The 26935-nt window shown below is 64.6% G+C and carries 28 protein-coding genes; 19 read left to right on the forward strand and 9 right to left on the reverse strand.

All coding sequences use genetic code 11. The features are described 5' to 3' along the window. The first annotated feature begins 114 nt into the window (after positions 1-114). The 8 genes from E5678_RS18575 to E5678_RS18610 all read left to right on the forward strand — a co-directional run bounded on the left by E5678_RS18575 (position 115) and on the right by E5678_RS18610 (position 8835). Complete coding sequence (locus E5678_RS18575; protein WP_136179908.1) at positions 115-2577, forward strand: adenosylcobalamin-dependent ribonucleoside-diphosphate reductase; 2463 nt, start codon at positions 115-117, stop codon at positions 2575-2577. After that, positions 2574-3902, forward strand: coding sequence for an NnrS family protein (locus E5678_RS18580; protein WP_136179909.1), 1329 nt, complete (start codon positions 2574-2576; stop codon positions 3900-3902). The genes E5678_RS18575 and E5678_RS18580 overlap by 4 nt, the downstream gene beginning before the upstream one ends. Positions 3903-3921: 19 nt before the next feature. After that, the gene (locus E5678_RS18585) at positions 3922-4560 is read left to right on the forward strand and encodes a nitroreductase (RefSeq protein ID WP_136180862.1); all 639 of its coding nucleotides are present in this window, start codon (positions 3922-3924) and stop codon (positions 4558-4560) included. A 46-nt stretch (positions 4561-4606) separates the two neighbouring features. Further along, positions 4607-5011, forward strand: coding sequence for a ribonucleotide reductase subunit alpha (locus tag E5678_RS18590; RefSeq protein ID WP_136179910.1), 405 nt, complete (start codon positions 4607-4609; stop codon positions 5009-5011). 2 nt (positions 5012-5013) lie between these two features. Then, a complete protein-coding gene (locus tag E5678_RS18595; RefSeq protein WP_136179911.1) occupies positions 5014-5586 on the forward strand; it encodes a hemerythrin domain-containing protein in 573 nt (190 codons plus the stop codon). A 57-nt stretch (positions 5587-5643) separates the two neighbouring features. Further along, positions 5644-6987 (forward strand): bacteriohemerythrin, encoded by a 1344-nt coding sequence (locus tag E5678_RS18600; protein WP_168708605.1) that lies wholly within the window; start codon positions 5644-5646, stop codon positions 6985-6987. Positions 6988-7411: 424 nt separating this feature from the next. Then, a complete protein-coding gene (locus E5678_RS22370) occupies positions 7412-7729 on the forward strand; it encodes a hypothetical protein (protein WP_168708606.1) in 318 nt (105 codons plus the stop codon). 227 nt (positions 7730-7956) lie between these two features. Continuing rightward, positions 7957-8835 (forward strand): bestrophin family ion channel, encoded by an 879-nt coding sequence (locus tag E5678_RS18610; protein ID WP_247596825.1) that lies wholly within the window; start codon positions 7957-7959, stop codon positions 8833-8835. 169 nt (positions 8836-9004) lie between these two features. On the opposite strand, the gene E5678_RS18615 is transcribed toward E5678_RS18610, so the two are convergent. The 3 genes from E5678_RS18615 to E5678_RS18625 all read right to left on the reverse strand — a co-directional run bounded on the left by E5678_RS18615 (position 9005) and on the right by E5678_RS18625 (position 12168). Then, the gene (locus tag E5678_RS18615; protein ID WP_136179915.1) at positions 9005-9706 is read right to left on the reverse strand and encodes a fumarylacetoacetate hydrolase family protein; all 702 of its coding nucleotides are present in this window, start codon (positions 9704-9706) and stop codon (positions 9005-9007) included. Positions 9707-9854: 148 nt separating this feature from the next. Beyond that, positions 9855-10889, reverse strand: coding sequence for a cupin domain-containing protein (locus E5678_RS18620; protein ID WP_136179916.1), 1035 nt, complete (start codon positions 10887-10889; stop codon positions 9855-9857). A 73-nt stretch (positions 10890-10962) separates the two neighbouring features. Next, the gene (locus E5678_RS18625; RefSeq protein ID WP_136179917.1) at positions 10963-12168 is read right to left on the reverse strand and encodes a 3-hydroxybenzoate 6-monooxygenase; all 1206 of its coding nucleotides are present in this window, start codon (positions 12166-12168) and stop codon (positions 10963-10965) included. A 173-nt stretch (positions 12169-12341) separates the two neighbouring features. On the opposite strand from E5678_RS18625, the gene E5678_RS18630 reads away from it, so the two are divergent. Next, positions 12342-13052, forward strand: coding sequence for a glutathione S-transferase (locus E5678_RS18630; protein ID WP_136179918.1), 711 nt, complete (start codon positions 12342-12344; stop codon positions 13050-13052). Here the strand turns inward: E5678_RS18630 and E5678_RS18635 are convergent. Together E5678_RS18635 and E5678_RS18640 are read right to left on the reverse strand one after the other, a co-directional pair. Next, positions 13020-13619, reverse strand: a complete 600-nt coding sequence (locus E5678_RS18635) for a DUF1439 domain-containing protein (RefSeq protein ID WP_136179919.1) — start codon at positions 13617-13619, stop codon at positions 13020-13022. The two genes, E5678_RS18630 and E5678_RS18635, sit on opposite strands and share 33 nt — an antisense overlap. Before the next feature lie 44 nt (positions 13620-13663). After that, on the reverse strand, positions 13664-14257 hold the full coding sequence (locus E5678_RS18640; protein WP_136179920.1) for an MOSC domain-containing protein: 594 nt from the start codon (positions 14255-14257) through the stop codon (positions 13664-13666). Positions 14258-14403: 146 nt separating this feature from the next. Between E5678_RS18640 and E5678_RS18645 the strand changes: the two genes are divergently transcribed. Both E5678_RS18645 and E5678_RS18650 read left to right on the forward strand, forming a co-directional pair. After that, entirely contained in the window at positions 14404-15984 is a 1581-nt protein-coding gene (locus E5678_RS18645) for a protein adenylyltransferase SelO (RefSeq protein ID WP_247596826.1), read from the forward strand. Between the two features lie 176 nt (positions 15985-16160). Next, positions 16161-16643 carry a MarR family transcriptional regulator gene (locus E5678_RS18650; protein WP_210731947.1) on the forward strand — a complete coding sequence of 161 codons (483 nt, stop codon included), beginning with the start codon at positions 16161-16163 and terminating at the stop codon, positions 16641-16643. A 37-nt stretch (positions 16644-16680) separates the two neighbouring features. Here E5678_RS18650 and E5678_RS18655 read toward each other — a convergent pair whose 3' ends face one another. Next, the gene (locus tag E5678_RS18655) at positions 16681-18048 is read right to left on the reverse strand and encodes a glutamine synthetase family protein (protein WP_136179921.1); all 1368 of its coding nucleotides are present in this window, start codon (positions 18046-18048) and stop codon (positions 16681-16683) included. A gap of 268 nt (positions 18049-18316) precedes the next feature. Here E5678_RS18655 and yghU point away from each other — a divergent pair, with 268 nt between their 5' ends. The 6 genes from yghU to E5678_RS18685 all read left to right on the forward strand — a co-directional run bounded on the left by yghU (position 18317) and on the right by E5678_RS18685 (position 23030). Beyond that, entirely contained in the window at positions 18317-19144 is an 828-nt protein-coding gene (yghU, locus tag E5678_RS18660) for a glutathione-dependent disulfide-bond oxidoreductase (RefSeq protein WP_136179922.1), read from the forward strand. Positions 19145-19266: 122 nt separating this feature from the next. Then, positions 19267-19590, forward strand: a complete 324-nt coding sequence (locus tag E5678_RS18665) for a hypothetical protein (RefSeq protein WP_136179923.1) — start codon at positions 19267-19269, stop codon at positions 19588-19590. 299 nt (positions 19591-19889) lie between these two features. Next, on the forward strand, positions 19890-21323 hold the full coding sequence (locus tag E5678_RS18670; protein ID WP_210731948.1) for a beta/gamma crystallin-related protein: 1434 nt from the start codon (positions 19890-19892) through the stop codon (positions 21321-21323). Between the two features lie 509 nt (positions 21324-21832). Further along, positions 21833-22183, forward strand: a complete 351-nt coding sequence (locus tag E5678_RS22845; RefSeq protein WP_136179924.1) for a collagen-like protein — start codon at positions 21833-21835, stop codon at positions 22181-22183. A 31-nt stretch (positions 22184-22214) separates the two neighbouring features. Next, positions 22215-22373: a DUF3309 family protein gene (locus E5678_RS18680; protein WP_136179925.1), complete on the forward strand. Its 159-nt coding sequence runs from the start codon at positions 22215-22217 to the stop codon at positions 22371-22373. A gap of 201 nt (positions 22374-22574) precedes the next feature. Next, entirely contained in the window at positions 22575-23030 is a 456-nt protein-coding gene (locus tag E5678_RS18685) for a glycine zipper 2TM domain-containing protein (RefSeq protein WP_136179926.1), read from the forward strand. Between the two features lie 490 nt (positions 23031-23520). On the opposite strand, the gene E5678_RS18690 is transcribed toward E5678_RS18685, so the two are convergent. Continuing rightward, positions 23521-23940, reverse strand: coding sequence for a hypothetical protein (locus tag E5678_RS18690; protein ID WP_136179927.1), 420 nt, complete (start codon positions 23938-23940; stop codon positions 23521-23523). Between the two features lie 238 nt (positions 23941-24178). Between E5678_RS18690 and E5678_RS18695 the strand changes: the two genes are divergently transcribed. Then, positions 24179-25372 carry an AI-2E family transporter gene (locus tag E5678_RS18695; RefSeq protein WP_136179928.1) on the forward strand — a complete coding sequence of 398 codons (1194 nt, stop codon included), beginning with the start codon at positions 24179-24181 and terminating at the stop codon, positions 25370-25372. A gap of 214 nt (positions 25373-25586) precedes the next feature. Here the strand turns inward: E5678_RS18695 and E5678_RS18700 are convergent, their stop codons facing one another. Then, the gene (locus E5678_RS18700) at positions 25587-25808 is read right to left on the reverse strand and encodes a hypothetical protein (RefSeq protein WP_136179929.1); all 222 of its coding nucleotides are present in this window, start codon (positions 25806-25808) and stop codon (positions 25587-25589) included. A 64-nt stretch (positions 25809-25872) separates the two neighbouring features. Then, a complete protein-coding gene (locus E5678_RS18705; RefSeq protein ID WP_136179930.1) occupies positions 25873-26019 on the reverse strand; it encodes a lmo0937 family membrane protein in 147 nt (48 codons plus the stop codon). Between the two features lie 421 nt (positions 26020-26440). Between E5678_RS18705 and E5678_RS18710 the strand changes: the two genes are divergently transcribed. Next, entirely contained in the window at positions 26441-26851 is a 411-nt protein-coding gene (locus E5678_RS18710; RefSeq protein ID WP_247597051.1) for a response regulator, read from the forward strand. Positions 26852-26935 lie beyond the last annotated feature (84 nt).

Below are 26935 nucleotides of genomic sequence, written 5' to 3' on the forward strand. Positions count from 1 at the left end.
ATGGCGCTGTTTGGCCACTTCTTGCGTTAGGCTATTGGTCTCCGCCGGTCCATTTCGTTGCCGATTTCTGACCCGCGTACACCCCTCTATTGCCCCCTCAGGAAACTTCACCCGATGAAACGCGATTCCAGCCTGCGTCCGCAGGATTTGACCCAGACCCAGCCCATCAGCCAGGACGTCCTGGCCGAGAAATACCTGAAGCCCGGCGAGACCGGTGTGGAAGACCTCTACCGCCGTGTGGCGCGAGCGCTCGCTTCCGTTGAGAGCGAGGCGGACCGGGCCAAGTGGGAACAGGTGTTCCTGGACAACCTGCACGCCGGCGCCATTGGCGCGGGCCGCATCATGAGCGCTGCGGGCACCGATATCCAGGCCACGCTGATCAACTGCTTTGTGCAACCCGTGGGCGATTGCATCCAGGGCATGGACGACGAAGGCTTCCCGGGCATTTACGAAGCCCTGCGCGAAGCGGCCGAGACCATGCGACGGGGTGGCGGTGTGGGTTACGACTTTTCGCGCATCCGCCCCAAGGGCGCCGAGGTCAAGGGCACGCACTCCATGGCGTCGGGTCCGTGCAGCTATATCAATGTGTTTGACCAGTCTTGCTCCACGGTGGAGAGCGCAGGCGCACGTCGCGGCGCCCAGATGGGCGTGCTGCGCATCGACCACCCCGACGTGATGGAGTTCATCACCGCCAAGCGCACGCCTGGCCGCTGGAACAACTTCAACGTGTCCGTGGGCGTGAGCGATGCCTTCATGGAGGCGGTGGGCCAAGACCAGCCCTGGGAACTGGTGCACAAGGCCAAGCCCAGCGCCAAGCTGATCGAAAAGGGCGCTTACCAGCGCACCGACGGCCAGTGGGTCTACCAGACGCTGGCTGTGCGCGAGTTGTGGGACACCATCATGAAGTCGGCCTACGACTTCGCCGAGCCGGGCATCCTGTTCCTGGACCAGATCGGCACCGACAACAACCTGAATTATTGCGAAACGATCTCGGCCACCAACCCCTGCGGTGAGCAGCCGCTGCCGCCCTACGGTTGCTGCGACCTGGGCCCGGTCATCCTGACGCGTTTTGTGCGCAACCCCTTTGGTTTCGGCGGTGTGCCTTCGTTCGATTTTGAATCGTTTGAACAAGTGGTCGCCACGCAGGTGCGTGCGCTCGACAACGTGCTCGACGTGACCTTCTGGCCGCTGGAGCAGCAACGCGCCGAATCCGCCGCCAAGCGCCGCATTGGTGTGGGCTTCACCGGCATGGGCAATGCGCTGGCCATGCTGTGCCAGCGCTACGACCGTGACGAAGGCCGCGTGACCGCTGCCAAGATCGCCGAACGCATGCGCGACGCTGCCTACACCGCTTCGGTGGCGCTGGCCCAGGAAAAGGGCAAGTTTCCGATGTTCGACGCCAAGGGTTATCTGGCCAAAGGCACCTTTGCCAGCCGCCTGCCCGAGGCGATCAAGGCCCTGATCCGCAAGCACGGCATCCGCAACAGCCACCTGCTGTCCATCGCCCCCACCGGCACGGTGAGCCTGGCCTTTGCCGACAACGCTTCCAATGGCATCGAACCACCGTTCTCCTGGATGTACCGCCGCAAAAAGCGCGAGTCCGACGGCAGCACCAGCGAATACGCGGTGGAAGACCACGCCTGGCGCCTGTACCGCGAGCTGGGCGGTGATGTGAACAACCTGCCCGAGTATTTTGTGAACGCGCTGGGCATGACGGCCACCGAGCACATCGGCATGATGGAAGCTGTGCAACCCTTTGTGGACACGGCCATTTCCAAAACGGTCAACGTGGCGGCCGACTACCCGTTCGACGATTTCAAGAACCTTTACCAGCAAGCCTGGCGCGCCCACCTGAAGGGCATGGCCACCTACCGCCCCAACAGCATCCTGGGTTCGGTTCTGGACACCGGCAGCGCAGCCGCCGATGCGGCCGCTGCGGTGGCTGCCAGCGCGCCCGCAGCGTCGGCAATGCTCGCAGACCCGATGCGCACCGTGATCGAGAGCCGCCCCAAGGGTGCGCTGTCGGCCGTGGCCGACAAGATCGAGTACTGGACGCAAGAAGGCCACAACACGCTTTACATCGTGGTGTCTTTCCTGCCCGTGCCCACGGGCGAAGGCGACGACACGGTGGACCGCGCCATCGAGTTCTTCATGCCGGTGGGCCAAAACGGCGAGTCGCAGCAATGGATCACCTCCACCATGCGCATCTTGTCCTTGGCCGCGCGTGGGGGCTTCCTCGAGCGCGCACTGGGCGACATGCGCAAGGTCGCCTGGGACCGGGGCCCGGTGCGCCTGGGCACCTACGAAAAAGCCGACGGAACCCACATTCCCATGTGGCACGACTCCGAAGTGGCGGCCATTGCGTTTGCGCTGCAAAACATCATTTCGCGCCGCACCGACAAAGCCAAAGCACCCCAGGCTGAAGTGAGCCACGGCGCTGCCGCCCCAGAGTTGCCGGGCATTCCGTCGACCGTGATGGCCGGCAAAAAATGCCCTGAGTGCGGTGCACACGCCATGATCCGCAAGGACGGCTGCGACTACTGCACCCAGTGTGGCCACCTGGGCAGCTGTGGATGACCTCGCCGGGTGCCAAACCGTTGCCTCCGTTGCGCGCAACCGCGCAGCGAGCAGCGGGTCAGCGCCCGACTGACGTTGTGGCGGCGCCGGCTTCCTGGCGCCTGAACCACCTCTTGCTCGCGCCCCACCGGTTGGGCTTCTTTCTGGCCATGTGCCTGCTGCTGGCTTCGGGCGTGTGGTGGGCGCTGGTGCAGCTCGACCGCGCCACCGGTTGGCTGGGCTTGGGCTACGCCCTTTCGCCCACGCTCACCCACGCAGCGCTGATGAGCCTGGGCTTCATCCCCCTGTTTTTTGCGGGCTTTCTGTTCACCGCCGGCCCGAAGTGGCTGGGTGTGCCGGGCCCCGGGGCGCGCGATCTGCTGCCCAGCTCGCTTTTGCAAGCTCTGGGCTGGTTGCTCTGGCTGGCCGGGGGGCACACGCAGGGCGCGCTGGCTGTGGTGGGCGTATCGCTGGCTGCGTTGGGCCTGGGTTTGCAGACCTGGCGCTTTTGGGGGCTGGTGCGCGCGAGCACCCAGAGCGACCGCGTGCACGCGAAGGTGGTTGCGGTGGCCGCTGGGGTGGGCGTGCTCAGCGTGGCGGGCATCGCTGTCGCCACCGCGCTGGGGGCGGTGGACCTGGCGCTGGCCTGCGTGCTCAGTGGGTTGTGGGGCTTTGTGGTCCCGACCTACCTGGCCGTGGCCCACCGCATGATTCCGTTTTTTACCTCCAGCGCCGTGCCCATGGTCCATAGCTGGCGCCCGTTCTGGGTGTTGTGGGTGATGCTGGCTGCGGCGGTGCTGGAGTGGGTGTCGGTCTGGATGCTCACCTTGCCCGTACCGCTGCCGCGCGCCTGGATGTTGTTTCAAGGTCTGTCCGAGTTGGCGGCTGGCGGTGTGCTGATCTGGCTGGGGGTGGCCTGGGGCTTGGTGCAAAGCCTCAAGGTGCGCCTGCTGGCCATGTTGCACCTGGGTTTTGTCTGGCTGGGCTTGAGCTTTGTGCTCGCCGGTGCCTCTCAATTGCTGGGCTTGCAGGCCGGGGTGCCGGCCTTGGGCCTGGGGGCGTTGCACGCGCTCACCATGGGCTGCCTGGGTTCCCTGCTGCTGGCCATGGTCACGCGCGTGGCCTGTGGGCACAGCGGGCGACCGTTGGTGGCCGACAACCTGATGTGGGTGCTGTTCTGGGCCTTGCAGTTCGCCGTGTTGCTGCGCATCGCGGGCGCCTTGCCCCAGGCGCCCGCCGTTGTGCTGGTGGCGGCCGCCGCGTTGTGGGCCGGGGTGGTGGTGGTGTGGAGCCTGCGGCTCATGGGCTGGTTCGGTCGGCTTCGCGCCGATGGTCGGCCGGGATGAGCCTGTGTTGACCACCCCCATGACCGGCGACCCGTTCCCCACCGCTCCCGATGACGCCACCCTGACCGGGGCGTTGATCCATGCCCGCCGCACCGTCTTGCCCAAGCGCCTGGCAGCACCGGGGCCCGACGCCGATGAATTCGAAGCCATTCTGGGTGCCGCTGCGGCCGCGCCCGATCATGGCCAGCTGATGCCGTGGCGGTTTGTGCTGGTGCCCTTGGAGCAGCGCGCCACGCTGGCCGAGCTGTTTGCCCAGGCGCTGCTGGAACGAGATCCCGGCGCCTCCGATGAGCAGCAGGCGCAGGCGCGGGAGAAGGCTTTTCGCGCGCCCTTGCTGTTGCTGCTGATCGTGGATGTGGCGTGTGGCGATCCCGAGATCGACGCCAACGAACGCTTCATTTCCGCTGGCTGCGCGGTGCAGAATGTTTTGCTCATGGCCACAGCCTTGGGGTTTGGTTCGTCGCTCACCAGCGGCAAAGCCCTCAAGTCACAGGCCCTGCGCTCGCATTTGCGGCTGGATTCCAATGAACACGCCGTGTGCTTCATCAGCATGGGCCGTGCGGCTTCGTTGCGCGCTCCGCGACCCCGCCCTGCGGTGGCCGACTACCTGAGTGTGTTCGGAGCGGGCGCAACGGGTGAATCTGGTCTGGGTACCTGACCCACCCGTGGCGATGAATATTTAAGATACTTGAACAGGAAACCCCATGACCATCGCTACTTTTGACGATCTTTTGAATGCCGCGCGCGCGCAGCAGCAACCCCAACGCCTGCTGTTTGTTTTTGCTGCGGTTGAGTTGCCCGACGACGCCACCGCTGACCAGCGCGCCAGTTTTGAGCGCGGCCAAGGCGGGGCGCTTGTGCCGCAGATGTGTGTCGACAAGGCGCCCGATGAATTGGCCACTTTTGCCGATCTGGTCGCAGAAGCGGCGCTGTTTGGCAAACCTTGGGGTATGGTGTTTGCTGCGGCCATGTCGGGCGCGCCCGGCAAAGCACTGACCAGTGCCGATGCTGACCAACCTTTGGAACGCATGATTGAATCGATCAAACAAGGGCAGATCGCTGCCTTTATCCCGTTTGACCCACAAGGGCAGGCGGTTAACCTGGGTTGATCATGGCCACTTCCGTCTCTCTCATGCAAATTTCCCAGCCCGGTCAATCCGCGCCAGCCGTGGGATTTGAGGCCCCGTTTGAGATGCTGAGTGCCTGCCATGAGCGCGTGGAGCGCATGCTGCTGCTCATCTTGCGCCTGCAGGCGCGCTTGCAGGAACAGGGGCTGGACGACCCGGTTCGCCAGGCCGCGCGTGATGTGATGCGCTACTTTGATCTCGCGGCGCCCTTGCACCACGAAGACGAAGAGCGCCACGTATTTCCGCCGCTGATGTGCGGTGCGGATGCGGCGGTCAAGGCGCTGGTTCTGCGCCTGATCCAGGACCACCGCCAGATGGAAGTCGCCTGGCAAGGGGCTCGGGCCGTGCTCACCGCCTTGGCCGAACACGACGGAACGCAGCCGTTCGAGGACTTGTCCGTATGGCAAAAGGTGGCGCTCAACGATTTCGCCCGCCTGTACCGTCAACACCTGGACGACGAAGACAAGGTCGCCTATCCCGCAGCCCGGGAATTGCTCTCGCCGGGCGCGCTGGCGGACATGAGCCAGGACATGATGAAGCGCCGGGGCGTCAAGTAAGCCCCGTTGAACCGATACTTTGGACAGGCCTTCGAGGAGGCGGCAAGGAGAAGGCCGGTGGTTTTGCAAGTGTTTGTGTGGAGTCCGCATTTTGAAACGGGCGTGGAGCTGATCGACAGTCAGCACCGGGTGCTGGTGGAATTGACCAATGCTTTGGGCGACGCGGTGGTACACGACGAACGGGCGCAGTGCCTGCAGGTGCTGGAACAGCTCAAGGCCTACGCCGACTACCACTTCAAGGCCGAAGAGGCCTGGTCCATCGAGGCCGGACAACCGCCACAGGCCTTGGCAGCCCACCACAAGGGGCACGCTGGTTTTGTTCATCAACTGGCGCAATTCACCGAAGGCTGGTGCGGCGACGGGCAGAAAGCGCAGGCACTGCACCGCTTTTTGACGGCCTGGCTGATCACCCACATCCTGGGTGAAGACCGCAATATGGTCATGCGCCTGAGCCAGCAATCGGGCTCATTGATCGACACACCCGTGGCGTTGGGCGTGGGCGAGCAGGTGTTGCTGGAAGCCGCCCACAACCTGCATGCCGCCCTCAGCGGCAAGTCCCTGGAGCTGGAGCAGCGTGTGCAGGCGCGCACGGCCGAGCTGGCCGAATCGAACCAGCAGCTCAAAGCCAATTTGCTGACCGGCGTTCGAACCTTCACCAGTCTGATCGAGTTGCGGGGCGGCATGCTGGCCGGCCATTCGCGCCGGGTCGCCGACTTGGCGCGCCAGCTTGCAATGGGCCTGAAGCTTGACGCCGAGACTGTCCAGCAGGTGTTCCTGGGGGCCTTGCTGCACGACATCGGCAAGATCGGTCTGCCCGATGATTTGCTGGGCAAGCCGGTGGCTCGCATGACCGCCCAGGAGTTGAAAGGGTATCGCGCCCACCCCGTGAATGGCGAGGGCGCGCTGATCGCCATGGCCGAACTGCATGGGGCGTCGCAGGCCGTGCGCAGCCACCACGAGCGCTGGGATGGGCAGGGCTATCCCGATGGCCTGGCGGGCGAGGGCATCCCTTTGCCGGCCCGCATTGTGGCGGTGGCCAACGATTTCGATAACTTGCAGCACGGCATCACCACGGCCCGGCGGCTCTCCATGGACGAGGCACTGCGGATCATCCAGGCGAGCCGCAATGAGCGCTACGATCCGACGGTGGTGGATGCCCTGACGGTGATGCTGGGCCGCTCTGCCGATGCAGATGAACCCGAGGTGGCCACGTCCTGCACTGCGTTGCTGCCCGGCATGATGCTGACCCGCGACCTGGTGACACCCGAAGGGGTGCTGCTGCTGACGGCCCACACCGCTCTCGAGGCACAAACCGTTGCCCGTGTTCGCCATTTCATGGCGGCTGGCGGTTTGACCGCGTTTCCTGTGTACGTTCGATCGACTAAAGGCCATGAAGGCTGAATGAATGATCGGCCGGTTGGGGGGTCTCTCGCCGTTGATGCGCCTTGACACAATTTTCCGGTTGCCGAGGTGATACAAATGAAGGGTGCCTCTGTTGCTCACAGGGGCATCGAATGCGCCGCGGTGCCAGGGGGGGCGCGAAGGGCCTGCCCGGGTTGGCAGGCCAGGCGCCGGGAGAGCGGGAGAAATCATGCCGATGTTGTTGCAGTGTGTTTGTGGCGCGCCAGCGCCTTTGTGGCCGGCAGAGCTGTTGCCGGGGTTGCCGGTGCAGGCTTGTGAGACTTGCCATGGGAGTCTGGTGTCGCTGGACGATTACCGGCAGTGGCTAGAAGGGCGCCCCGAGTCCCCCCAGCCCGAGCCGAGCGATCGGCCGGTGACGACCCACAGCACCCCGGCCCGTGCCTGCCCCCGATGTACCCGATTGATGGAGCGGCTGCGTGTCAGCCACGAGCCCGATTTCCGCCTGGATCGCTGCGTGGGCTGCCAATGTGTCTGGCTGGACGCGGGCGAATGGCCGGCGTTGGTGGATGCTGGTTTGGCCTTGCGTCTGAATGAGGTGCTGGCGGACGGCTGGCAGCGCCGCGTGCGCGAGGAGGTGGTGCACCACCGGCGGGAGGACGAGCTGCGCGCGCGCCACGGCGATGCCTGTGTTGACGATCTGATCCGCATCCGGGCCTGGTTGCACAGCCAGCCGGCGGCGCAACGGGAAACCTTGTTGCTTTTGTTGCGCAGCGGCTGGTAGCCTGCCTCAGTCAGGTGGAGCCGTGTCGCCGGTGGGGCCCAGACCTCTGCAGGAACCACTGGGAGCATCACTTCGGCTTCCCCGCAAGACCCGCCAAAAGCAAGATTTCCCTTCCATGAAATCAGGGAAAACCCTTGTTTGCAGAGACAATGGCGGCTTGTCTAACCTTGGGGGCTCCGGTCCCACCCTGACCCGTGATCGTTCGCCCGAGGCCACACTGGATTCGCATGCTTTTCGTGCGGCGCGGCTCCATCGTCCACCGCATCGTTGGACAGCAGCTGTTCATTTTTGCCCTGTCTTGCGGCGTCGTGCTGGCGCATGGGCAATTGTTTGCCTGGAAGGTCACGCTCAATGCCGGCCCTTTCTCCTTGATGGGCGTGTCTTTTGCCATTTTCCTCGGCTTTCGCATCAATGCCAGCTACGACCGCTTTTGGGAAGCGCGCAAACACTGGGGCAGTCTCCTGGTCGAAGCGCGAAACCTCACGCGCCATGCCCTGAGCTTCATCGCTCCTGAACGCGATGTGCGCCCCTTTGTGCTGGGACTGATCGGATTCGCGGCCACCATGCGCAACGGGTTGCGAGGCCACTCGCCGACGCACGGGACGCAAGGGCTGCTGCCCGAAACACTGCAAGTCCAGCTCGCCTCCGCGCGTTCTGCACCCTCGCTGGTGTTGCTGTGGCTCGGGCAATGGCTGGGCACCCATCGCCGCGAACAGGGCCTCGATCCCATGCTGGCCTACAAGATGGAGGACTCACTGGACAAACTATCGCTCGCCCTCGGCAGCTGTGAACGCATCGCCAATACGCCATTGCCGTTCACCTATTCCGTCATCTTGCACCGCAGCGTTTACTTCTATTGCGCGTTGTTGCCCTTTGGTCTGGTGGACACCATTGGCTGGACGACCCCGCTGGTGGTGTCTTTTGTGTCGTACACCTTTTTCGCGCTCGAAGCCCTGAGCGACGAAATCGAAAACCCCTTTGGGACAGACACCAACGACCTGGCCCTCAACGCCATGGTCGCCGGCATCGACGCCAGTTTGCGTGAGATGCTCGGCGAAACGCCGCCCCCTGCGCCGAGGCCGGACGCGAACTTTGTGTTGAATTGAGGTAGCGGGGGCCGCGTTGGGGTTGTGCCGGTTGGGGCGCGCGGTTTCGCCGGCCTGCCGGGGCTACCGGTCCAGCGCTCGAAACCATGACGGGCATCTGCCCCGGATGGGTGTCAGGCAGGGACAACCTGGGCCCTGGTTGACGGCTTCAACCCCATCTCCTTTTTGCTCATTCGCCCGCGCCGATGGTCAGGGCCACGTCTGTCACGCCCGCCACGCGGCCGGTGATCCTGTCGCCCGCCACCACGGGCCCGACCCCTTCAGGGGTGCCGGTGTAGACCAGATCACCCGGTTGCAGGTGATAAAAAAGAGAGAGGTCGGCGATGATCTCGCGCACGTTCCAGATCAGTTTGTTCACATCCGAGGACTGCCGGGTGTCGCCGTTCACCTCGAGTGCGATCGCACCGCTGTCAAGGATTTGCCCCTCCATGGGCACGATGGCGCTGCACACCGAACCTTGTTCGATGTCTTTGCCCAGATCCCAGGGGCGGCCTTTGTCGCGCGCGACCAGCTGCAGATCGCGGCGCGTCATGTCCAGCCCGGCGGCGTAACCGTAGATCACGGTATGGGCGTCTTCAGCCTTCACGCGAAAGCCCGCCTTGCCGATGGCCACGACCATTTCCATTTCGAAATGGTAGTTGCGGGTTTCAGGCGGGTAGGGCACGGTCGAGCCGCTCAGCACCAGTGATTGGGGGGACTTGGTGAAGTAAAACGGCCGTTCCACCGACTTGTCTACCGGCTTGCCCATCTCCACCGCATGTGCATGGTAGTTGCGACCCACGCAGAAAATGCGGTTGATCGGGAACTGCTCGGTCTTTCCCTGGATGGGCAGGGACTGGATCGCGGGTGGGGCAAAAAGGTATTGGGCCATTGGCGCCTTTCATGGGGAAAAAAGTGGATCGAGGGATGGGTTGCATTTCTCCCAGAACACCGCGGAACTGCCCTTCGACAGGCTCAGGACAGGCCGCAGGTGTTGCGCCGTCAATGGGCGTGACGGAAGAAGCCCGGCGGGAGGTGGGCTATCTCACCTCGTACACACCCAGCTTCTGGTGCAGCGGCGTTTCATCCGCCATGAACAGAAACGCGGGTTGGGTGGCAGACGTGTTTTTGAGCGTGATCGCGGTGTAGCCGGGCGCGCAGCAGGTGTCGGCTTCGGCCAGCGTGAAGGCTTGCGCTTCGATGTGCACGCTGGCGCTGCCTTCGATCTGGTGCAGCACCGTGGCGGGTGAGCGAGCGGGCAGATTCAGCGTCTGGCCTGGGCGCAGCATGAGCGCATAAAAACCCAGAATGTTCTCGCAGTGGCCCCCGGTTTCGGGGTTGCTGTAAGTCACCTGAACGGCGTCCAGATCGGGCTGCTCGGTGGCGAGCGATTCCAGCGCGGCCCGTGCGTCGGCCCAGGGGTAGCGCAGCATCGGATACGGTTTCGCCGAGCGTTCAAACACCGGGCTGGGCACCACGCCACCGCGCGCATAGGTGCGCTCCCCATGCTCGGGTTTGATCGTTTGCCGGCCACCGTTGACGTGGTAGCTGGTCTCCATGTAGTACACCAGCGGCAGGTCCAGCACGTCGAGCCACACCACCGGTTCCGTGCCATCGTGGCCGTGTTCGTGCCAGAGCCCGGTGGGCGTGAGGATCAAATCGCCGCGCAGCATCTCGCACTTTTCTCCGTCCACGTTGGACCATGCGCCCGTGCCCTCCACCACCATGCGCACGGCGTTGGGCGTGTGCCGGTGTGCGGGCGCCCATTCACCGGGCAGCAGCAGTTGCATGCCCAGGTACATGGCCGCGCTGGCCTGCATCTTCTCCAGCCCGTGGCCCGGATTCGCCAGCACCAGCACCCGGCGCTCGGCCTTCTCGATGGGCGTCAACTCGCCGGCCTTGAGCAGCAGGGGCTTGAGGGTGGCGTAAGGCCAATGCGTGGCCCGCGTCTGCCGCGTCGGTACGCCGGGCGGCAACACACCGCGCAGGCTCGGCCACAGGGGCACCAGGTTGTGCGCGGTCAGCTCATCGCGGTAGTCCTGGGGCAAGTCTTCCAATCGACCGAGTTCGTTCATGATGAGTCTCCAAAGATGGTCGGGGCAGTTGGGGTGAAGTGACCGCCGCCCGGAACGTCGCGGCGGAGGTGGGTCAAGTGTTCAGGCAGTTTTCAACGTTCCACCCATACAACCACTCCATCGCATCGTAAAAACGTTCGGGTGTACGGCCTTTCCAGAGGTCGTTGCGCACCAGGCGCTCCACGCCATGGGCATGGTAAATCCGGCCCATTTCTCGGGAGCTCAACACCACGCGCGCGGTGCGTGCCACCCGGGATCGTTCGTAGTGCGCAAAGGCCAGGGGGATGTTGTTGTGGTGCACCCGCATGGCTTCGCCCAGTGTCACGCCGTCTTCCATGGCGGTGCAAGCGCCTTGCGCGAGGTATTGCAGCGTGGCGTGGGCGGCGTCGCCCAGCAAGGTGACGCGGCCAAAGGTCCATTGTGCGATCGGGTCGCGGTCAGCGGTGGCCCAGCGCTTCCAGTCTTTGGGCAATTCGATCAGCTGGCGCGCCTTGGGGCAGATGCCCTCGAAATAGCTCAGCACTTCTTCGCGGCTGCCTTCGGTGACGCTCCATTCTTCTTTGTCGCGGCTGTGGAAAGTCACCACCACGTTGTATTGCTCGCCGCCCCGCAGCGGGTAGTGCACCAGGTGGCAGTTGGGCCCGACCCAGATCGCCGCGGCATTCCATCGCAGGTCCTCGGGAAAGTCGGCTTTGTCGACCACCGCGCGGTACACCACATGGCCCGACACCCGGGCTTCGTCGCCCACCAACTGCTGGCGCACGGCCGATTTCACGCCGTCGGCCCCCACCAGCGCCATGCCCACGTGGCGCCCGCCTTGGGTGTCGATCGCGGTGACGCTCAGTGCGTCTTGTTCCAGGCGCGCCACCTTGGTGGAGGTCACGCATTCGATCAAGCCGCTGGCCATCGCACCCCGCAGCAGGGCGCCGTGCATGTCGGCCCGGTGGATCACGGCATAGGGGTTCTTGAAGCGGGCGCGAAACGCTTCACCCACCGGAATGCGGCCCACAAGCGTTTCGTCCAGCGCGTCGTGCATCACCATCTCGTCGGTGTACACCGCCAGGGCACGGGCCTGGTCGCCAATGCCCAACGCGTCAAAAGCAGCAAAGCCGTTGGGCCCCAGCTGGATACCGGCGCCGATCTCGCCCAGCTCGGTGGCCTGCTCCAGCACCTTGACGTGCAAGCCTTGCCGCGCCAGCGCCAGCGCCGCCGATAGGCCACCAATACCCCCGCCAGCGATCAGCACGGGCAGTTCGGTTGCGGTTGAGTGGGTGTTCATCGGGGTCTCCAGACAGGGCGATTGGCAGGGCGGGCATGCAATTGGTAAGCATACTGATGGTTAGTATAGGGTTCTTCGGCCCATTTGTGAAATGGGGAAAATGCATGGGTCCCTGTGCGGGCCGGTTCGCTTGCGTTTGGCCATGATGGGCCGACGCCCTTAGGATGGACCCCATGCACGTTGCGCGTTCCGACTCCTTGGGGATTCACCCCGTTCTTTACTCCTTCCGGCGCTGTCCTTATGCGATCCGCGCGCGCATGGCTGTGCTGGCGGCGGGCGTGGTGGTGGAACTGCGCGAAGTGGTGTTGCGGAACAAGCCACAGGCCTTGCTGGACGTGTCGCCCAAGGCGACCGTGCCGGTGTTGGTCAACACGCTGGGTGGGGCTGTTCAGGTGATCGAACAAAGTCTGGATGTGATGCGCTGGGCGCTAACCCAACAAGACCCCCAGGGGTGGCTCAATGGGGCCGATGCTGCGCCGCAGCAAGCCTGGATCGTTTTGAACGACGGCGCTTTCAAGGGCGCACTCGATGCCTACAAATACCCCGAGCGCCACCCGGAACGCAGCGTGGTCGAGCACCGGGCCGAAGGCGAGCGTCTGATGCTGGTGCCGATGAATCACACCCTGGCCAGTCAGCCGTTCCTCGCGGGCGAGCGGCCGGGGTTGAGCGATGTGGCGTTGTTCCCGTTTGTGCGCCAGTGGGCGGGGGTGGACCCGGTTGGCTTCGCAGGCAGACCATTGCCGCATCTGCAGCGCTGGTTGAACCATTGGTTGACCAGCGCGGCCTTCGAGCAGGTGATGGCCAGGTGGCCGGCCTGGGAGCCCGGTCAGGCGCCGGCTTTGTTTCCTGCGTTAAAGGGGCTTGGGCTCGAATGCGATGTGTAGGCCTGTGTCTGTGATGCGGATCTTGCCGGGCCGCAGACCCAGGGCGTCGAGCATGGTCAGGTCTCGCGCCTCCAGCTGGTGCAAGACCACTTCCTGCAACGCGGCTTCGGTCAGGGCTGGCCCGTACACTTGAATCAGCGCGCTGGCCTCGGGACGCAGCCCCGGAAACTGCAGGCTGTTGAAGCGCAGCTGGTGGGCGCGTACCGTGCGGTCGCTGGCCTCATAACGCAGGCCAAAGCCGACATTGAGCTGGCCTGTCTGCGGCCGGTTCAGCGCAGGGCCCTCGGCCACCACGTCCATGTCCGCATTCATGCGGTTGTCCTGGGACAGCAGATCGAGCCGGGGTTGTTGCACCCTCAGGGTGAGAAACCCGGCCACCTGGTAGCCCACCGGAAAATGGGGCTTGAGCATCTCCAGCAACTGCGGCTTGGACACCGCGCGGCCAGGCCCGTCGCCGTTGTCGTCAGCGGCATCGCTCGCCCAGCTGTTGGGCAGGCCAGCGCCCATCGCCAGCGCCCACCCACAGCGGCGCAACCAGTTTCGTCGTGTTGAGGTATCGGAGTCCATCGGCCCATTGTGCCCCGCGTTGCAGGCGGTCGGGCGCGCAGGGGTCATGTGCCTGAGCCCGGTGTCTCTGCCTGGGGCTTCGGCCCAGCGAAGGGATGCAGCGTGTCGCCCACCCTGATGCAGCCACCCCGCAGCAGCATCGCCGTGAGGCCGCCATGGCCCCGCATGGCGTTGTAGCCGCCAGGCCCCAGCAGCGCCTCCATGCGGGAACACGGGTCACAAGGCCCGGTGATCTGCAGCAACACCTCGTCGCCCAATTGCCAGACCAGCCTGGCATCGGGGAACGGTGAGCGAAGACCCAACAGGTTGATCCCGCTGATGACCAGGTTGCGGCGCAGCAGGCCGGCTTCCACTGTCTCCAGTCCCGTCCATTGCGCCACCAGCGGCAAGTGCTCTGCCTGGATCAGCGTGATCTCCCGGCTGCGTTGGGCCTGATCTTCCCGAAACCGGCTCGCCCGGTGGTCCCCCAGCAAACCCCGTCCGACCTCGGCCTGTGCCGTGTCCAGCCGTTGCATCTGGCCCCGCCGTTGCGTCCGCACCCAGATGGCCTCCAGCCGGCCCGGAAAGGGGAATTGCGCGGTCAAATCGCGCAGGCCTTGGGCGGGCTCGTTGGGCGGGGGAGAGGCGGACAGGGGCATGCGGTCGTGAACTTCGCCAGTGAAGGGCGTGGGTGAAAGGCGGTCTCAACACAGCGATCGTGTCACAGCAAGGCGAGCCGCGCCAGGCAACCGGTTGTCGCCCGCGACAACCCCACGGCCGACCCGGCCCCGCGTTTTGCGCGATCATGAGCGCTCTGTTCTTGCGTTTGAAAGCCACCATGTCTGTTTCCGCCGATCCCCGCCCAGCCAGCTTGCCGCGAGTGGATGCCGCTCAGCTCGGCATGGTGCTGGACAACAGCTACGCCAATGAGCTCACGGGCCTGCATGCGCCCTGGAACCCCAGCCCGGCACCGCAGCCCAGCTGGCTCGCTTTGAACACCGAACTCGCTCAGGCATTGGGGTTGAACGCCGATGCCATCGCTGGGGCAGACGGTCTGGCCGTTTTCTCGGGCCAGGCTTTGCCCACCGGAGCAAGCCCTGTCGCGCAGGCCTACGCGGGCCACCAGTTTGGCCATTTTTCGCCGCAGCTGGGCGACGGCCGCGCGCTGTTGCTGGGCGAGGTGGTCGACCCCCAGGGGCAGCGGCGCGACATCGCTTTCAAGGGCTCGGGCCGCACGCCGTTTTCGCGCGGCGGCGATGGCAAAGCCGCCGTGGGGCCGGTGCTTCGGGAGTACCTGATGGGCGAGGCCATGCAGGCGCTGGGCATTCCCACCACGCGAGCGCTCGCTGCCATTGCCACCGGTGAGCAGGTCGCTCGCGAGCGGCCGCTGCCGGGTGCCGTGTTGGTGCGCGTGGCAGCCAGCCACCTGCGTGTGGGTACCTTCCAGTTTTTTGCGGCCCGCGAAGACCAGGAAAAGCTCAAGCGCCTGGCCGACTACGCCATCAACCGCCACGACCCCGATCTGGCCGGTCAGCCCGATCAATACCTGGGCCTCTTGCGCCGCGTGGCCGAGCGGCAGGCCACGTTGATCGCCCAGTGGATGGGCGTGGGCTTCATCCACGGGGTGATGAACACCGACAACATGACGATCTCGGGCGAAACCATCGACTACGGCCCCTGCGCCTTCATGGAAGCGCATGCGCCCGACACGGTGTTCAGCTCCATCGACCGCGATGGCCGCTATGCCTACGCCAACCAGCCCCTGATCGCCCGCTGGAATCTGGCGCGGCTGGCCGAAGCCTTGTTGTCGCTGGTGCACGAAGACAGCGACCAGGCCATCGCCCTGGTGTCCGACGTGATCGATGCATTTCCGGCCTTGTACCAGGCGCAATGGCTGGCCGTGTTCCGCCGCAAGCTGGGTTTGGTGTCGAGTGGCAACGACGCAGAAGACACAGCACTGATCGAAGACTTTCTGGCATTGCTGCACACGCAAGGCATGGACCACACGCTCGCTTTTCGCCACCTCGCCGATGCCGTCGAAGCAACCGACGGCCAGGCGCCCGAGATGATGGCGCTGGCAGCGCCGCCTGGCCGTGAGCCGCTCCTGGCCTGGTTGCAGCGCTGGCAACAACGGCTGGTGAGCAGCGGGAAGTCGCCGCCGCAGCTGGCGGTCGCGTTGCGCGCGGCCAACCCGCTGTACATCCCCCGCAACCACCGGGTGGAAGAAGCGCTGCAGGCCGCCACCGAGCGCGGTGATCTTGTGCCTTTCGAACGCTTGCTGACGGTGCTGAAAGCGCCCTTCGACGTGCAACCGGGTTCCGAGGCCTATGCCCTGCCCGCATCGGTCGAGCAGCAGGCGGGTTACCAGACCTTCTGTGGCACTTGATGCGGTTGGCCTTGCCGCGCGACAGCACGGTCGGCGGCGCCCACCTTGTTCTGCGCTCGAAGGCAAAACCGCCGGAATCCCGGGCTCGATGGTGTGCCTGGCGCTGGGCGTAAAGGGTACAGTGGTGCCACGCAAAATCTCTTTGCCCAACCGCGCCTGAGAGCGCCCACCGAGCCGTGAAGCCCATCCCCGCATCGACCGACGTCGACATCAATCTCCAGCCCGGCCACGCCATCCGCCGCCTGCACCAGATCTCGGTCGGGATCTTTCTGCAAGAGGTGGGAGACCTGGGCGTGACGCCGGTGCAGTACGCCGCCTTGCAGCGCGTCCACAACCAGCCGGGCCTTGACCAGCGCACGCTGGCGCGCGGCATTGCCCTCGACACGTCCACCACCGGTGGCGTGGTGGACCGGCTGGAAGTCCGTGGCTGGATGGAGCGGCGCACATCGGCTGAAGACCGGCGCGCCCGGCAGCTCTTTTTGACCGCCGAAGGCGAAGCCACCTTGACGGCCACTCTGCCGGCCATGCTGCGCACCCAGGATCAGATCCTCGCGCCACTGGCACCCGAACAGCGCAAAACTTTCATGCGCCTGCTCAGCTTGCTGGTTGAAGAGAACAACACGCTGAGCCGCGCGCCCAGCCAGCCGGCCAAGCCCTGAGCGCCTGGCGTTGCCGGGGCCAAGTTCGGCCTGTGCCTCAGGCCAGTTCGATCAGGTGTTTCAAATCCCAGTCTTGGCGTGGGTCTGCCATGGCGCTGCGTTCGTCGTGTTCGTTGCGCTTGAGCGCCACATACAAGTCCATCAGCGCATCGCCCATCAGGGTGCGTGTGGCGCTGCTGCGCTCCAGAGCGTCCAGCGCTTCGGGCAGCGATCGCGGCAGCCGCAGCGCCTCGGGCTTGCCCGCCAGGGGCAAACGCGCTTCCTGCAACCCCGCCAGGCCCATGGCCATGGTCGCGGCCACGGCCAGGTAGGGGCTGGCGTCGCCGCCGGGCAAGCGGTTCTCCACCCGCACCGCGGCCGCCGAGTGGGCCGCCGGGATGCGGAAAGCCGCCAGTCGGTCATCAAAGCCCCAATCGGCATGGGTGGGCGATGAATCGCTGAGGGCGATGCGGTCAAACGACATGTCGTAGGGGGCAAACAGGGCCATGGCTGCTGGCGTGTAGGTCTGCAGACCGGCGATGAAGTGCATCAACTCGGGCGAAGCCTGGCCATCGGGCGCGGCGAACACATGGGGCCAGTCGGCGTCGGGGCGTTGCAGGCTGAAATGCCAGTGCATGCCGGTGCCGGGCTGGTCGAGAAACGGCTTGGCCGCAAAGCTGGCCAGAAAGCCCTGGCGGGCAGCGATCTCGCGCGCCAGCCGTTTGAAGCGGAACACCGCGTCGGCCTGTTCCAGTGCGGGGCCTGGGCGAAAGTTCACCTCGTACTGCGAACGGGCGGCCTCGTGCAAATGGCCCGACAGCGGGATGCCCAGCGTGTCGCAGCCGGCATACAGCGCATCAAAAAACGGTTCGAAGTGGGCCATGCGCTCCAGGGAGTACTGGTCGCAAGACCTTTCCTGCACCGGTGCATCGGGCCGGGCCCGCGCGCAGTCGACCCCATCACCTTCGCGGCGGAGCAAAAACAGCTCCAGCTCGGGCGCCACGGTGGCTTGCAGACCCAGCCCGGCGTATTGCGCCACCACCTTTTTGAGGAGCGCGCGCGGTGATAGCTCACTGGCGTCGAGCTCGCGCCCCAGCGACTGGGCCTGCCAGCGCCCCGACGGCTCGCACAAGACCGTGGCTTCGCCAGGCCGCCCGGGGCGGGCGCGCAGAGTGCTCAGATCGGGCACCAGCTGCATATCGCCATAGCCCTTGGGCATGAGGTCGCCAAACAGGTGCTCGGGCCAGCCGCCCGTGACCGTCATGCCAAACAACACATTGGGCAGGCGGCAGCCCGCCTGGCCGACCCATTCGTCCGTGGACAGCAATTTGCCCCGGGCCAATGAGCTGAAATCGGCCAGGGCGCATTCGATAAAGCGGGCGCCGAGGGCGTGGGCGGCGGTCTGGAAATCCTGGTTTGGGTTCATGGGTGGCAAGGCAAAGAATCAGAGGGCGCCGAACACGGCGCGGGGTGGACCGTTCGATGGTCTCATGCGCCGCGCCCACACGGGGCGGGCGTGCCCTACACCAACGGCGTGCGCCCTGCAGGGGTATGGGCAGGGGTGACGGCTTGAGTGCGGTTAATTGCCGGGGCGCTCAGCGCGCCAGGCCATCAAGCCATACGATGTACAGGTCCGCGGCCGCCACAGGGCGCCTTTCTGTTCCTGCTCTACTTCAGCCGCCAGGCTTGACACCATGACCGACAAAACCACCCCCTACACCCCGCCCAAAGTCTGGACCTGGGATCAGGCCAACGGCGGCCAGTTTGCCAACATCAACCGCCCCATCGCCGGCGCCACCAGCGAGAAGGCACTGCCCGTGGGCAAACACCCCTTGCAGCTGTACTCCATGGCCACGCCCAACGGGGTGAAGGTCACGGTCATGCTGGAAGAGCTGCTGGCCCTGGGCCACACCGGTGCCGAATACGACGCCTGGCTGATCAAAATTGGCGATGGCGACCAGTTCACCAGCGGCTTTGTGGACATCAACCCGAATTCCAAGATCCCCGCCTTGCTCGACCGCAGCACCGAAACGCCCACCCGCGTGTTCGAGTCGGGTTCGATCCTGCTCTACCTGGCCGACAAGTTTGACGCCTTCCTGCCCAAAGAGCCCGCCGCGCGCGCCGAAGTCATGAACTGGCTGTTTTGGCAAATGGGCTCAGCGCCCTACCTGGGTGGTGGTTTTGGCCACTTCTACGCTTATGCGCCCGAGAAGTTCGAATACCCGATCAACCGCTTTGCCATGGAAGTCAAGCGCCAGCTCGACGTGCTCGACCGCGCACTGGCTGAACGCGCCTACATCGCCGGCAGCGAATACACCATCGCCGACATCGCCATCTACGCCTGGTACGGTGCGTTGGTGGAAGGCCTGCTGTACAGCGCGGCCGAGTTCCTGTCGGTGCAGGAATACACCCACGTGCAGCGCTGGGCCGCATCGATCAAAGCCCGCCCTGCAGTCGCACGAGGCCGCAAGATCAACCGCGTGTGGGGCGATGAGGCCGATCAGGTGCCTGAGCGCCATTGATGGATGGCACACCTCTGGACGCGGACCCTCGGCCTGCCAATCGGCGCTGTTGAGTTCCGTCCGGACCGATGCCAGAATGGTTGACCCGCTTGAGCCTTCAAGCGGTATCCAAGGACCACCCCATGAAGTCAAAAACGATCGCGCTGTCTGCGTTTCTTGTGGTGTCGGGCATCGGCTCGGCTTTGGCAGCCCCCGGCCCTGAAGCCGCCTGCCAAGCGTTGTCAGAGCAGACCCGCGAAGCCGTCGCCTTGAAGAAGCAGGGCCTTGCGGTGGACAAGGCGGTTGCCCAGCTGTCGGCCCAGCCTGTGCCGGGCAACATCCCTTCCGCGCAACACGACTTCTACAAGACCAAACTGCCGGGTGCCACGCGTTTCGCCTACATGGGTCGCATGTCGGGGGATGGCATGGCGCAGTTCTACCTGAAGCAGTGTTTGCAGGGTTCCTGATTGAAAAGAACCTGCTTGAAGTGAACGGGTTGCCATGGTTCATGGCGCCGGCCCAATGGCAGCGTGCAAGTCGATCGGCATGGCGGGCGCCTCGCCGTTGGCCCGAATCCATTCCCAGCGGGTTCTGCTCAGCACTCAATGGGCCCGCGCACCGACCGACCGCGTAGGACAGCGGCTACGCCGCGTCACGACGATGTCCGACGGGCCAATGACGGCCCATCTTGCACACTCCCATGATTGCAAGAGTGCTGCCGTTCATTTTGAGCCTCAGTGTTGCCTGCTCCTCACCGGAGACTTTCATGAACAGAATCTCAAGAATGGCGTTCCTTGTGGCCGCGCTGGCGATGGCCGGCCACGCCGCAGCACAAGTCACTTTGTACGAACGCGATGGATTTCAAGGCCGTTCATTCACCACCAACGAGGACGTCAAGAATCTGGGCCGCGAGGGCTTCAACGACCGCTCCTCGTCGGTCGCTGTGCGGGGAGACCGGTCGGACCGCTGGGAGGTCTGTGAGGACAGGCGTTTTCGTGGCCGCTGCGTCGTCTTGCGACGGGGTGACTATCCGTCACTGACCGCCATGGGGCTGAACGATCGCGTCTCGTCGGTGCGGGCCGTCAGCCGAAATGCACGCGTCGACGACGATCGCTACGCGCCGATGCCCCCGCCGGTTGAAACGAGCCAGGCTGTGTTCTATGAAAAAGAGGGCTTCAAAGGCAAAAGCTTTACAGCCGATGAACCCCTGGGCGACCTGCGCCGCAGCGGATTCAATGACCGCGCCTCGTCGGTCGTGGTCACCGGCGAGCGCTGGGAGGTTTGCCAAGACACAAGGTTCAAAGGCCGCTGCGCCGTTTTGCGTCCGGGCCAGTATGCTTCGCTGGCCGCGATAGGCTTGGGCGACCGCATCTCGTCGGTTCGCTCCTTGAGCGATGCCGTGCGCATCGATGACGACCGTTACGCACCGATGCCGCGCCCGGCGCAGGTCAGCCAGATCGTCTTTTATGAGTTCGAGGGCTTCCAGGGCCGCAGCTTCACCACCGATGAACCGGTTGGCGACTTCCGCCGCAGCGGCTTCAACAACCGCGCCTCATCCGCGGTGGTTCGCGGCGAGCGTTGGGAAGTCTGCGACCAGGCGGGCTACTTCGGCCGCTGCGCCGTGTTGCGCCCGGGGCAATATGGGTCGCTGGCCGCCATGGGTCTGAATGACCGTGTTTCATCGGTGCGGACGGTGAACGGATCGGCACGCGTCAACGACGATCGCTATGCGCCTCCGCCGGTCGCAGTCACCGATTACGGCCGTCGCCCAAACGAGCGGGTCTTTGAGGGCACCATCACCTCGGTCCGCGCGGTGCTCGAAGACAGCGGTCAACGCTGCTGGGTCGAGCGTGAGCAGGTGGTGCAGGAGCGCAACGCGCCCAATGTCCCAGGCGCGTTGATTGGCGCCTTGATCGGTGGCGTGCTCGGCCACCAGGTCGGTGGCGGCAGAGGCAAGGATGTGGCCACAGGGGTCGGCGCCATCACCGGCGCTGTCATCGGGGCCCACGCCGGAGGCTCGACTGGCGACCCGCAAGCGTCCACGCAGAATGTGCAACGCTGCTCATCGTCGCCTGGCCAGGCTCGGCCCGCCTACTGGGATGTCACCTATGTGTTCCGTGGTATCGAGCATCGGGTACAGATGGCGACGCCTCCCGGCGCCTCGGTCCCTGTCAACGAGCAGGGTGAGCCGCGGGTTTGAGCAGAAGCGCAACGCGCTGTGTCTTGCGGCCCTTCGGGGCCGCCTTTCATGGCGTGGCGCAACTTCGGGAGCCCATGTCCAGGCGCAGCAGCGAGCCGTTCGAGCAGCCCATCTGGGGCATTAAAAAGGTGAACAAGCCAAGCGACCCATGGGCACCCGAACCCAACGCGAGGCTGTTCAAAAAAGGACACCACAGCGGGGTGCGTCCCTGAATCGCCAGCAACGGGTGCGCGCGGTCGCACTTCGGCGGGCGCTGAGTCCTTTGCCGATGGCCATCGCAATGGCCCCGATCAGGGCGCAGGCGATGCCCACTGCTGCCTCCCGTCCTACATCGATATAGGGCACGGCTGACAGACCATTCGCACGGGGCAGCACAGACTGGGGTTGCCCACTACTCAGAGCACCATCCAAAGCAGTGACCCCGAGTGTCGGGCCGTTTCCAACCCATGTCCCGGGTGCTTGACAGCGCCCACGGTCAGGGGCAATTCAACTTATCAGGAGTCCTGTTCATGAACCCTTCCATCGTACTGGCCGCCCTTCTGGCCACCTTGAGCCTTGCCGCTTGCGACCGCCCCGCCGTGATCGCTGTCCCTGTTGCCGTGCCTGGTCCGGCGGGTCCGCAAGGCGCCACAGGTGAAACAGGCAATACCGGCAACACGGGCTACACCGGCAGCAAGGGCAACACTGGCGAAACCGGCAGCACCGGGGCGACCGGGGATACCGGCAATACCGGCAATACGGGCGATACCGGCGCCACGGGTGAGACAGGCTACACCGGCAGCAAAGGCAACACGGGGGCAACAGGCGCAACAGGCGACGGCACGACCGTGATCGTGGTCGAGCCCGCTCCAGCGAAATGATTTTGACAACCCCAACTGCGAGGAGAACGCCATGAGCCTGGGAACGATTCTGTTGATTGTCCTGATCCTGATGTTGGTCGGTGTGATTCCGGCCTGGGGCCACAGCAAAAGCTGGGGCTATGGGCCGAGCGGTGGCCTCGGGCTGGTGCTCATCATCGTCATTGTGCTGCTGCTCACGGGACGAATTTGATCGGAGCAAGCCAGCTGCGCTGGCTGATCAAGGGGCTGAATGAAGCGCCGGTTCCCGGGTGTCCATCGGCAGGTGGCGTGCACCCAGGAATTCCAGCGCAGCGATGTGGCGCGAAAATTGTGACCCACACAGAGCCGATGTGCCAGGCGCTGCAGGCCACTGGTACCGTTACGTAGGCTATTAATCCATTGAGGCAATACCATGATGTTACGCAAACTCTCCATTCTCGGTTCCATTTCTGTGCTGGTGATGCTCACCGCCTGCTCGTCGAACCCGCCGCGCAACGAAGCGGGTTACTACACGCCGGCGGCCACCAGCCAAGGCGTGACGTTCGGTAACGTCAGCCGCATCGAGACCGTGTCGAAAGCCGCCTCAACTTCGGGTGGTGGTGCCATCCTGGGCGCCGTGATCGGCGGCGTGCTCGGCCACCAGGTCGGCGGTGGCAGTGGTCGCGATGCGGCCACGGCGGTCGGCGTTGTCGGCGGCGCCCTGATCGGCAACGAAGTCGAAAAACGCAACAAAAACGATGGTGAGATCTACCGCATCAGCGTGCGCCTGGACAACGGCGGCACGGTGCAGTTCGAATACCAGCGCATTGACGATCTGCGCGAGGGAGACCGCGTCAAGATCCAGGATGGCCAGCTGTACCGCATTTGAGGTTGGCCACTTGCCCATCCGCGCACCCCAGCCCTGGCTGTAGGGCCAGGCGGCAGCCCAAGGGCACTGACAGGGCGCTCGGGTGTGCCCGGGCATCTGGTCTTGGGGTCACAAAGGCAGCAGTCCTGCCGTGCAGCAGCAACGAGACCCTACCAAGGGGGGCCGCCGACCACGTGGGCGTCGGTGGGCCCCCTCCGCGCGAGGCACAAACGTTCGCTTGATGGCTTCAGACGCGCAACAGGGGCATCGGATGGCCCCATCGATCGAGGGCCGCTGCTCGCCGCACAACCAGGAGCCTGCGCGGCAAAAGGAACATCGGCTGCAAGTCACCCAGCAGAGCGCCCGCCACGGAGCATTGAACCGCATTGATCACCCACCCGGCAGGACAGCGGCGGTGACAGCCTGGACCAACATTGCGCGGTGGCGGCGCATGGTGATTTCTTGGGAGATCAAGCACCCCGGCAGGGACGGGGTGTCGGCATCGATGGGATTACTTTGAGTTGCCCCGGCCATCGTGCTTCTTGTACTTCTTCTTGTCCTTGTTCTTGTTCTTGTCCTTCTTTTGACCATTGCGGTTGTCGTGTTCGCGGTGGTACTCCTCCTGCACCCAGGCTTCACGCACGAAATACACCGGCTGCCCGCAGGCGCTGTAAGCGCTGCAATAGCGGCCCCAATTGGCCTGATGGCGTTGCGGCACATAGAGGTAGATCGGGCGCCGATGCACGGCGATCGGCGTGGGCGCAAAGATGATCGGCTGCTCGTACACAAGCACTGGCTGGGGGTAGTTGTTGATGTCGATGCGCCCGTATTGGCCAGGTGCATTGATGCCGATCGAAATGCCGATGTTGGTGCCGGCGTGGGCCGGCATCATGATCGCGCCGGTAAGGGTCAGCATGGCCAAAATTTTCATGGATTTCTCTCGCTTGTGTGGTGTGTCGCAGGGGTCGAAAACGGGGTGCCGCGCAGCCTCATATGAGAGCCATTGTGCCCCTCTGATCGGATCCTGGCCATCAGAGAGGGCAGCAAGAAAAAGTAGGACAACAGGCCGTCACCGGGGACCCGAGCCACCCCGAAACGTGCCGCCCGACTTGAATTGCAATCCGGGCAATCACTTGGTGCCTCAACGGTCATCTGCATTACGCTACCGCATGCCCGACACACCACCCATTGCGCCTGGAGATCCTGCCGCCGCGCTTGCAGCGCAGCTGCAGGCCGATCTCCCGATATCCGCTCCGACGCCAGAGGCGCTGCGCCGGCCACTGGACAATCGCGGTGTATGGCTGGCACTTCTGGGGGTGCTTGGCTCGGTCTTCATGCTGCACTGGGCCAGCGCGGTGTTCATCCCGCTGATGCTGAGCCTGCTCTTCAGCTATGCCTTGGCACCGGCGGTGACCCGGCTGCAGCGACTGCACATTCCGCGTGCCATTGCCGCTGCGCTGCTGATGATTGCGCTGGTCGGCGGCGCCGGATGGACCGCCTATGCCTTGAGCGATGACGCAACGCAGTTCGTTGAGTCGCTGCCCCGCGCCGCACAAAAGATCCGGCAGGCGGCACGCGCTGCCCGCGATCAACCCGCGACGGCGATCGACAAGGTGCAGATGGCGGCCACCCAGCTCGAAGCGGCTGCCAAGGAGGGCGCCGGGCCAACCCCGGCAGTGCGTGGCGTCACCCGGGTGCAAATCGAACGCGCGCAATTCAACTTGAAGGACTTCCTTTGGGCTCAGATGCCCGGCATGGCGGCGTCGATCGGGCAGGCCACGGTGGTGCTCTTTCTGACCTTCTTTCTGCTGGCATCTGGCGACATCTTTCGCCGCAAGCTGGTCAGACTCGCCGGCCCGACCCTGACGCGCAGGAAGATCACGGTACACGCGCTCGACCAGATTACCGGTCAGATTCGGCGCTACTTGATCGTGCAGGTCCTGATCAGCGCCATTGTGGGGGTGGCGACCTGGCTCGCCTATTGGGCCATCGGCGTCGAGCACGCGGCGGTCTGGGGCCTGTTGGCCTTCGTGCTCAATTTCGTTCCTTACATTGGGTCGCTGGTGGTGACGGGAGGATCCGCACTGGTCGGCTTCGTCCAGTTCGGCAGTGTCGAGATGGCACTGCTGGTGGCCGGCGTTTCTCTGCTGGTCCACACCATCTCGGGCAATTTGCTCACGCCCTGGTTGACGGGCCGTGCCAGCCGCATGAACGCCGTGGCGGTGTTCGTCGCCGTGCTCGCCTTTGGCTGGCTGTGGGGGGTTTGGGGCCTGGTGCTCGGCGTTCCCATCTTGCTCATGGTCAAGGCGGTGTGCGACCATGTCGATGACCTCAAGCCGCTGGGCGAAATCCTGGGGGCATGAGCGGCCAACGCCGCTGGTGACAGCTGCGCACTGCCCGCCAGCGGTCTGACAGGGTGGCGTCCAGGGCGCCCGCCCACACCCCGTTTGCATGGGGAAGAAGGTGCGAGCCGAGCCTATGAGGCTGCGCGGCAGAAGGATCGTCGGCTGCAAATCTGGCGAAAACTGCCCTCGCTGGGGCCACTTTTCGCTTCGACCCCTTCTGCCGCGCAGGCGCCTAGCTTCGCTTGCCGCCGAAAAGCAGCAGCGCGCCGCCGATCAGGATGGCGCCGACACCCGCCCAGGCTGGGATGTTGACGCTCTGCTGCTCCTTGACCGAGAGCGTGAGGGGCCCCAACTTGGTCTCATGGGTTTCTTTTGTGAAGCTGAAGCCGCCGTAAGCGAGGCCGAGCGCGCCGGCCACGACCAGTGCGATACCCGCCATTTTGATGGAGTTCATGTCCATTGTTCCTGTTGTCTGTGCATTGAAATTTGATCGCGCCGCAGAATGGCGCAGGGTGAGGTTACAGGCTTCGACCTTGAATGACGCGCAGCAGGATCACAATCACCGCGACAACCAGCAAGATGTGAATGAAGCCACCCATGGTGTAGGCGCTGACCATCCCCAGCAGCCAGAGCACGACGAGGACGATGGCAATGGTTTGCAGCATTTGATTTCTCCTGATGCAGTTGAATGGCGATACCCAGGGCTCCCAGCAAGACGGCCACCGGGTCGCGAGCTGAGCGGACGCTGCATGGGACATGCAATATCCGAGGGCTGCCCTGAGCTTGCGCCCAACCACGCAAGCTGAACAGCAGACGGCGCCGCGCGACGGAGTAGTCGAAGTCCTACGCCGTTGCTGCACGGCGCACCGTGCTCATCCCATGGCGCCGGCCGCAGGTAGGCGTTGTCCTACAGGATGCCGTGGCTTCGACCGACTGCCTGTGCGCCATGCGGGGGTTATGCTTGACCGGACATGTCCGCAGGCAACCAGGCAACGTTTGTACCGCTCGACATGGCTTCTTCCGCTGATTCAAACGTTCACCTTGGCACTGGCGGGGATTGCGCGCCGCAACGCAACCACGCCTTCAATCCACTTGCTTAACATCTACCTCGTCGAAGACAGCCCGGTGATCCGAGAAAATCTGATCGCCACGCTGGAAGAGCTGGTATCGGCCAAGGTCGTGGGCACCGCTGTGGACGAAGCGACGGCTGTGCGCTGGCTCAGCGATCTCGACCATCCCGTCGACCTGGTGATCGTCGACATTTTTCTTAAAAGCGGCTCCGGTTTGGGCGTGTTGAGGGCGGCACAGGCTCTGCCACAGCGCTACCGCCTGGTGGTACTGAGCAACTACGCAACACCCGTCATGCGCCGCAACTGCCTGGCGCTGGGCGCGGACCGGGTGTTTGACAAATCCAACGACATCGAGGTGCTGATCGAGTACTGCGCTGCGCTCGCTGCCGGTGCATCCCCTGATGGCAGCCCTGTCGCGCTGGCCTGATGGGCCTGCTCAAAGCTGGTTTGGGCGCGATCGTCAGGTGCCGCCCGTGCGGGCTGCGCGCTGCTCCGCCTTGGCGCGCGCTGG

Origin of the sequence: Hydrogenophaga sp. PAMC20947 (assembly GCF_004795855.1) — a bacterium.
Taxonomy (GTDB): Bacteria; Pseudomonadota; Gammaproteobacteria; order Burkholderiales; family Burkholderiaceae_C; genus Hydrogenophaga.

Excerpts from the sequence above, each read along its gene's own strand:
- E5678_RS18575 (WP_136179908.1), top strand. The coding sequence starts at position 115 with ATGAAACGCGATTCCAGCCTGCGTCCGCAGGATTTGACCCAGACCCAG.
- E5678_RS18580 (WP_136179909.1), top strand. The coding sequence starts at position 2,574 with ATGACCTCGCCGGGTGCCAAACCGTTGCCTCCGTTGCGCGCAACCGCG.
- E5678_RS18585 (WP_136180862.1), top strand. The coding sequence starts at position 3,922 with ATGACCGGCGACCCGTTCCCCACCGCTCCCGATGACGCCACCCTGACC.
- E5678_RS18590 (WP_136179910.1), top strand. The coding sequence starts at position 4,607 with ATGACCATCGCTACTTTTGACGATCTTTTGAATGCCGCGCGCGCGCAG.
- E5678_RS18595 (WP_136179911.1), top strand. The coding sequence starts at position 5,014 with ATGGCCACTTCCGTCTCTCTCATGCAAATTTCCCAGCCCGGTCAATCC.
- E5678_RS22370 (WP_168708606.1), top strand. The coding sequence starts at position 7,412 with ATGGAGCGGCTGCGTGTCAGCCACGAGCCCGATTTCCGCCTGGATCGC.
- E5678_RS18610 (WP_247596825.1), top strand. The coding sequence starts at position 7,957 with ATGCTTTTCGTGCGGCGCGGCTCCATCGTCCACCGCATCGTTGGACAG.
- E5678_RS18615 (WP_136179915.1), bottom strand. The coding sequence starts at position 9,706 with ATGGCCCAATACCTTTTTGCCCCACCCGCGATCCAGTCCCTGCCCATC.
- E5678_RS18620 (WP_136179916.1), bottom strand. The coding sequence starts at position 10,889 with ATGAACGAACTCGGTCGATTGGAAGACTTGCCCCAGGACTACCGCGAT.
- E5678_RS18625 (WP_136179917.1), bottom strand. The coding sequence starts at position 12,168 with ATGAACACCCACTCAACCGCAACCGAACTGCCCGTGCTGATCGCTGGC.
- E5678_RS18630 (WP_136179918.1), top strand. The coding sequence starts at position 12,342 with ATGCACGTTGCGCGTTCCGACTCCTTGGGGATTCACCCCGTTCTTTAC.
- E5678_RS18635 (WP_136179919.1), bottom strand. The coding sequence starts at position 13,619 with ATGGACTCCGATACCTCAACACGACGAAACTGGTTGCGCCGCTGTGGG.
- E5678_RS18640 (WP_136179920.1), bottom strand. The coding sequence starts at position 14,257 with ATGCCCCTGTCCGCCTCTCCCCCGCCCAACGAGCCCGCCCAAGGCCTG.
- E5678_RS18645 (WP_247596826.1), top strand. The coding sequence starts at position 14,404 with ATGAGCGCTCTGTTCTTGCGTTTGAAAGCCACCATGTCTGTTTCCGCC.
- E5678_RS18655 (WP_136179921.1), bottom strand. The coding sequence starts at position 18,048 with ATGAACCCAAACCAGGATTTCCAGACCGCCGCCCACGCCCTCGGCGCC.
- yghU (WP_136179922.1), top strand. The coding sequence starts at position 18,317 with ATGACCGACAAAACCACCCCCTACACCCCGCCCAAAGTCTGGACCTGG.
- E5678_RS18665 (WP_136179923.1), top strand. The coding sequence starts at position 19,267 with ATGAAGTCAAAAACGATCGCGCTGTCTGCGTTTCTTGTGGTGTCGGGC.
- E5678_RS18670 (WP_210731948.1), top strand. The coding sequence starts at position 19,890 with ATGAACAGAATCTCAAGAATGGCGTTCCTTGTGGCCGCGCTGGCGATG.
- E5678_RS22845 (WP_136179924.1), top strand. The coding sequence starts at position 21,833 with ATGAACCCTTCCATCGTACTGGCCGCCCTTCTGGCCACCTTGAGCCTT.
- E5678_RS18680 (WP_136179925.1), top strand. The coding sequence starts at position 22,215 with ATGAGCCTGGGAACGATTCTGTTGATTGTCCTGATCCTGATGTTGGTC.
- E5678_RS18685 (WP_136179926.1), top strand. The coding sequence starts at position 22,575 with ATGATGTTACGCAAACTCTCCATTCTCGGTTCCATTTCTGTGCTGGTG.
- E5678_RS18690 (WP_136179927.1), bottom strand. The coding sequence starts at position 23,940 with ATGAAAATTTTGGCCATGCTGACCCTTACCGGCGCGATCATGATGCCG.
- E5678_RS18695 (WP_136179928.1), top strand. The coding sequence starts at position 24,179 with ATGCCCGACACACCACCCATTGCGCCTGGAGATCCTGCCGCCGCGCTT.
- E5678_RS18700 (WP_136179929.1), bottom strand. The coding sequence starts at position 25,808 with ATGAACTCCATCAAAATGGCGGGTATCGCACTGGTCGTGGCCGGCGCG.
- E5678_RS18705 (WP_136179930.1), bottom strand. The coding sequence starts at position 26,019 with ATGCTGCAAACCATTGCCATCGTCCTCGTCGTGCTCTGGCTGCTGGGG.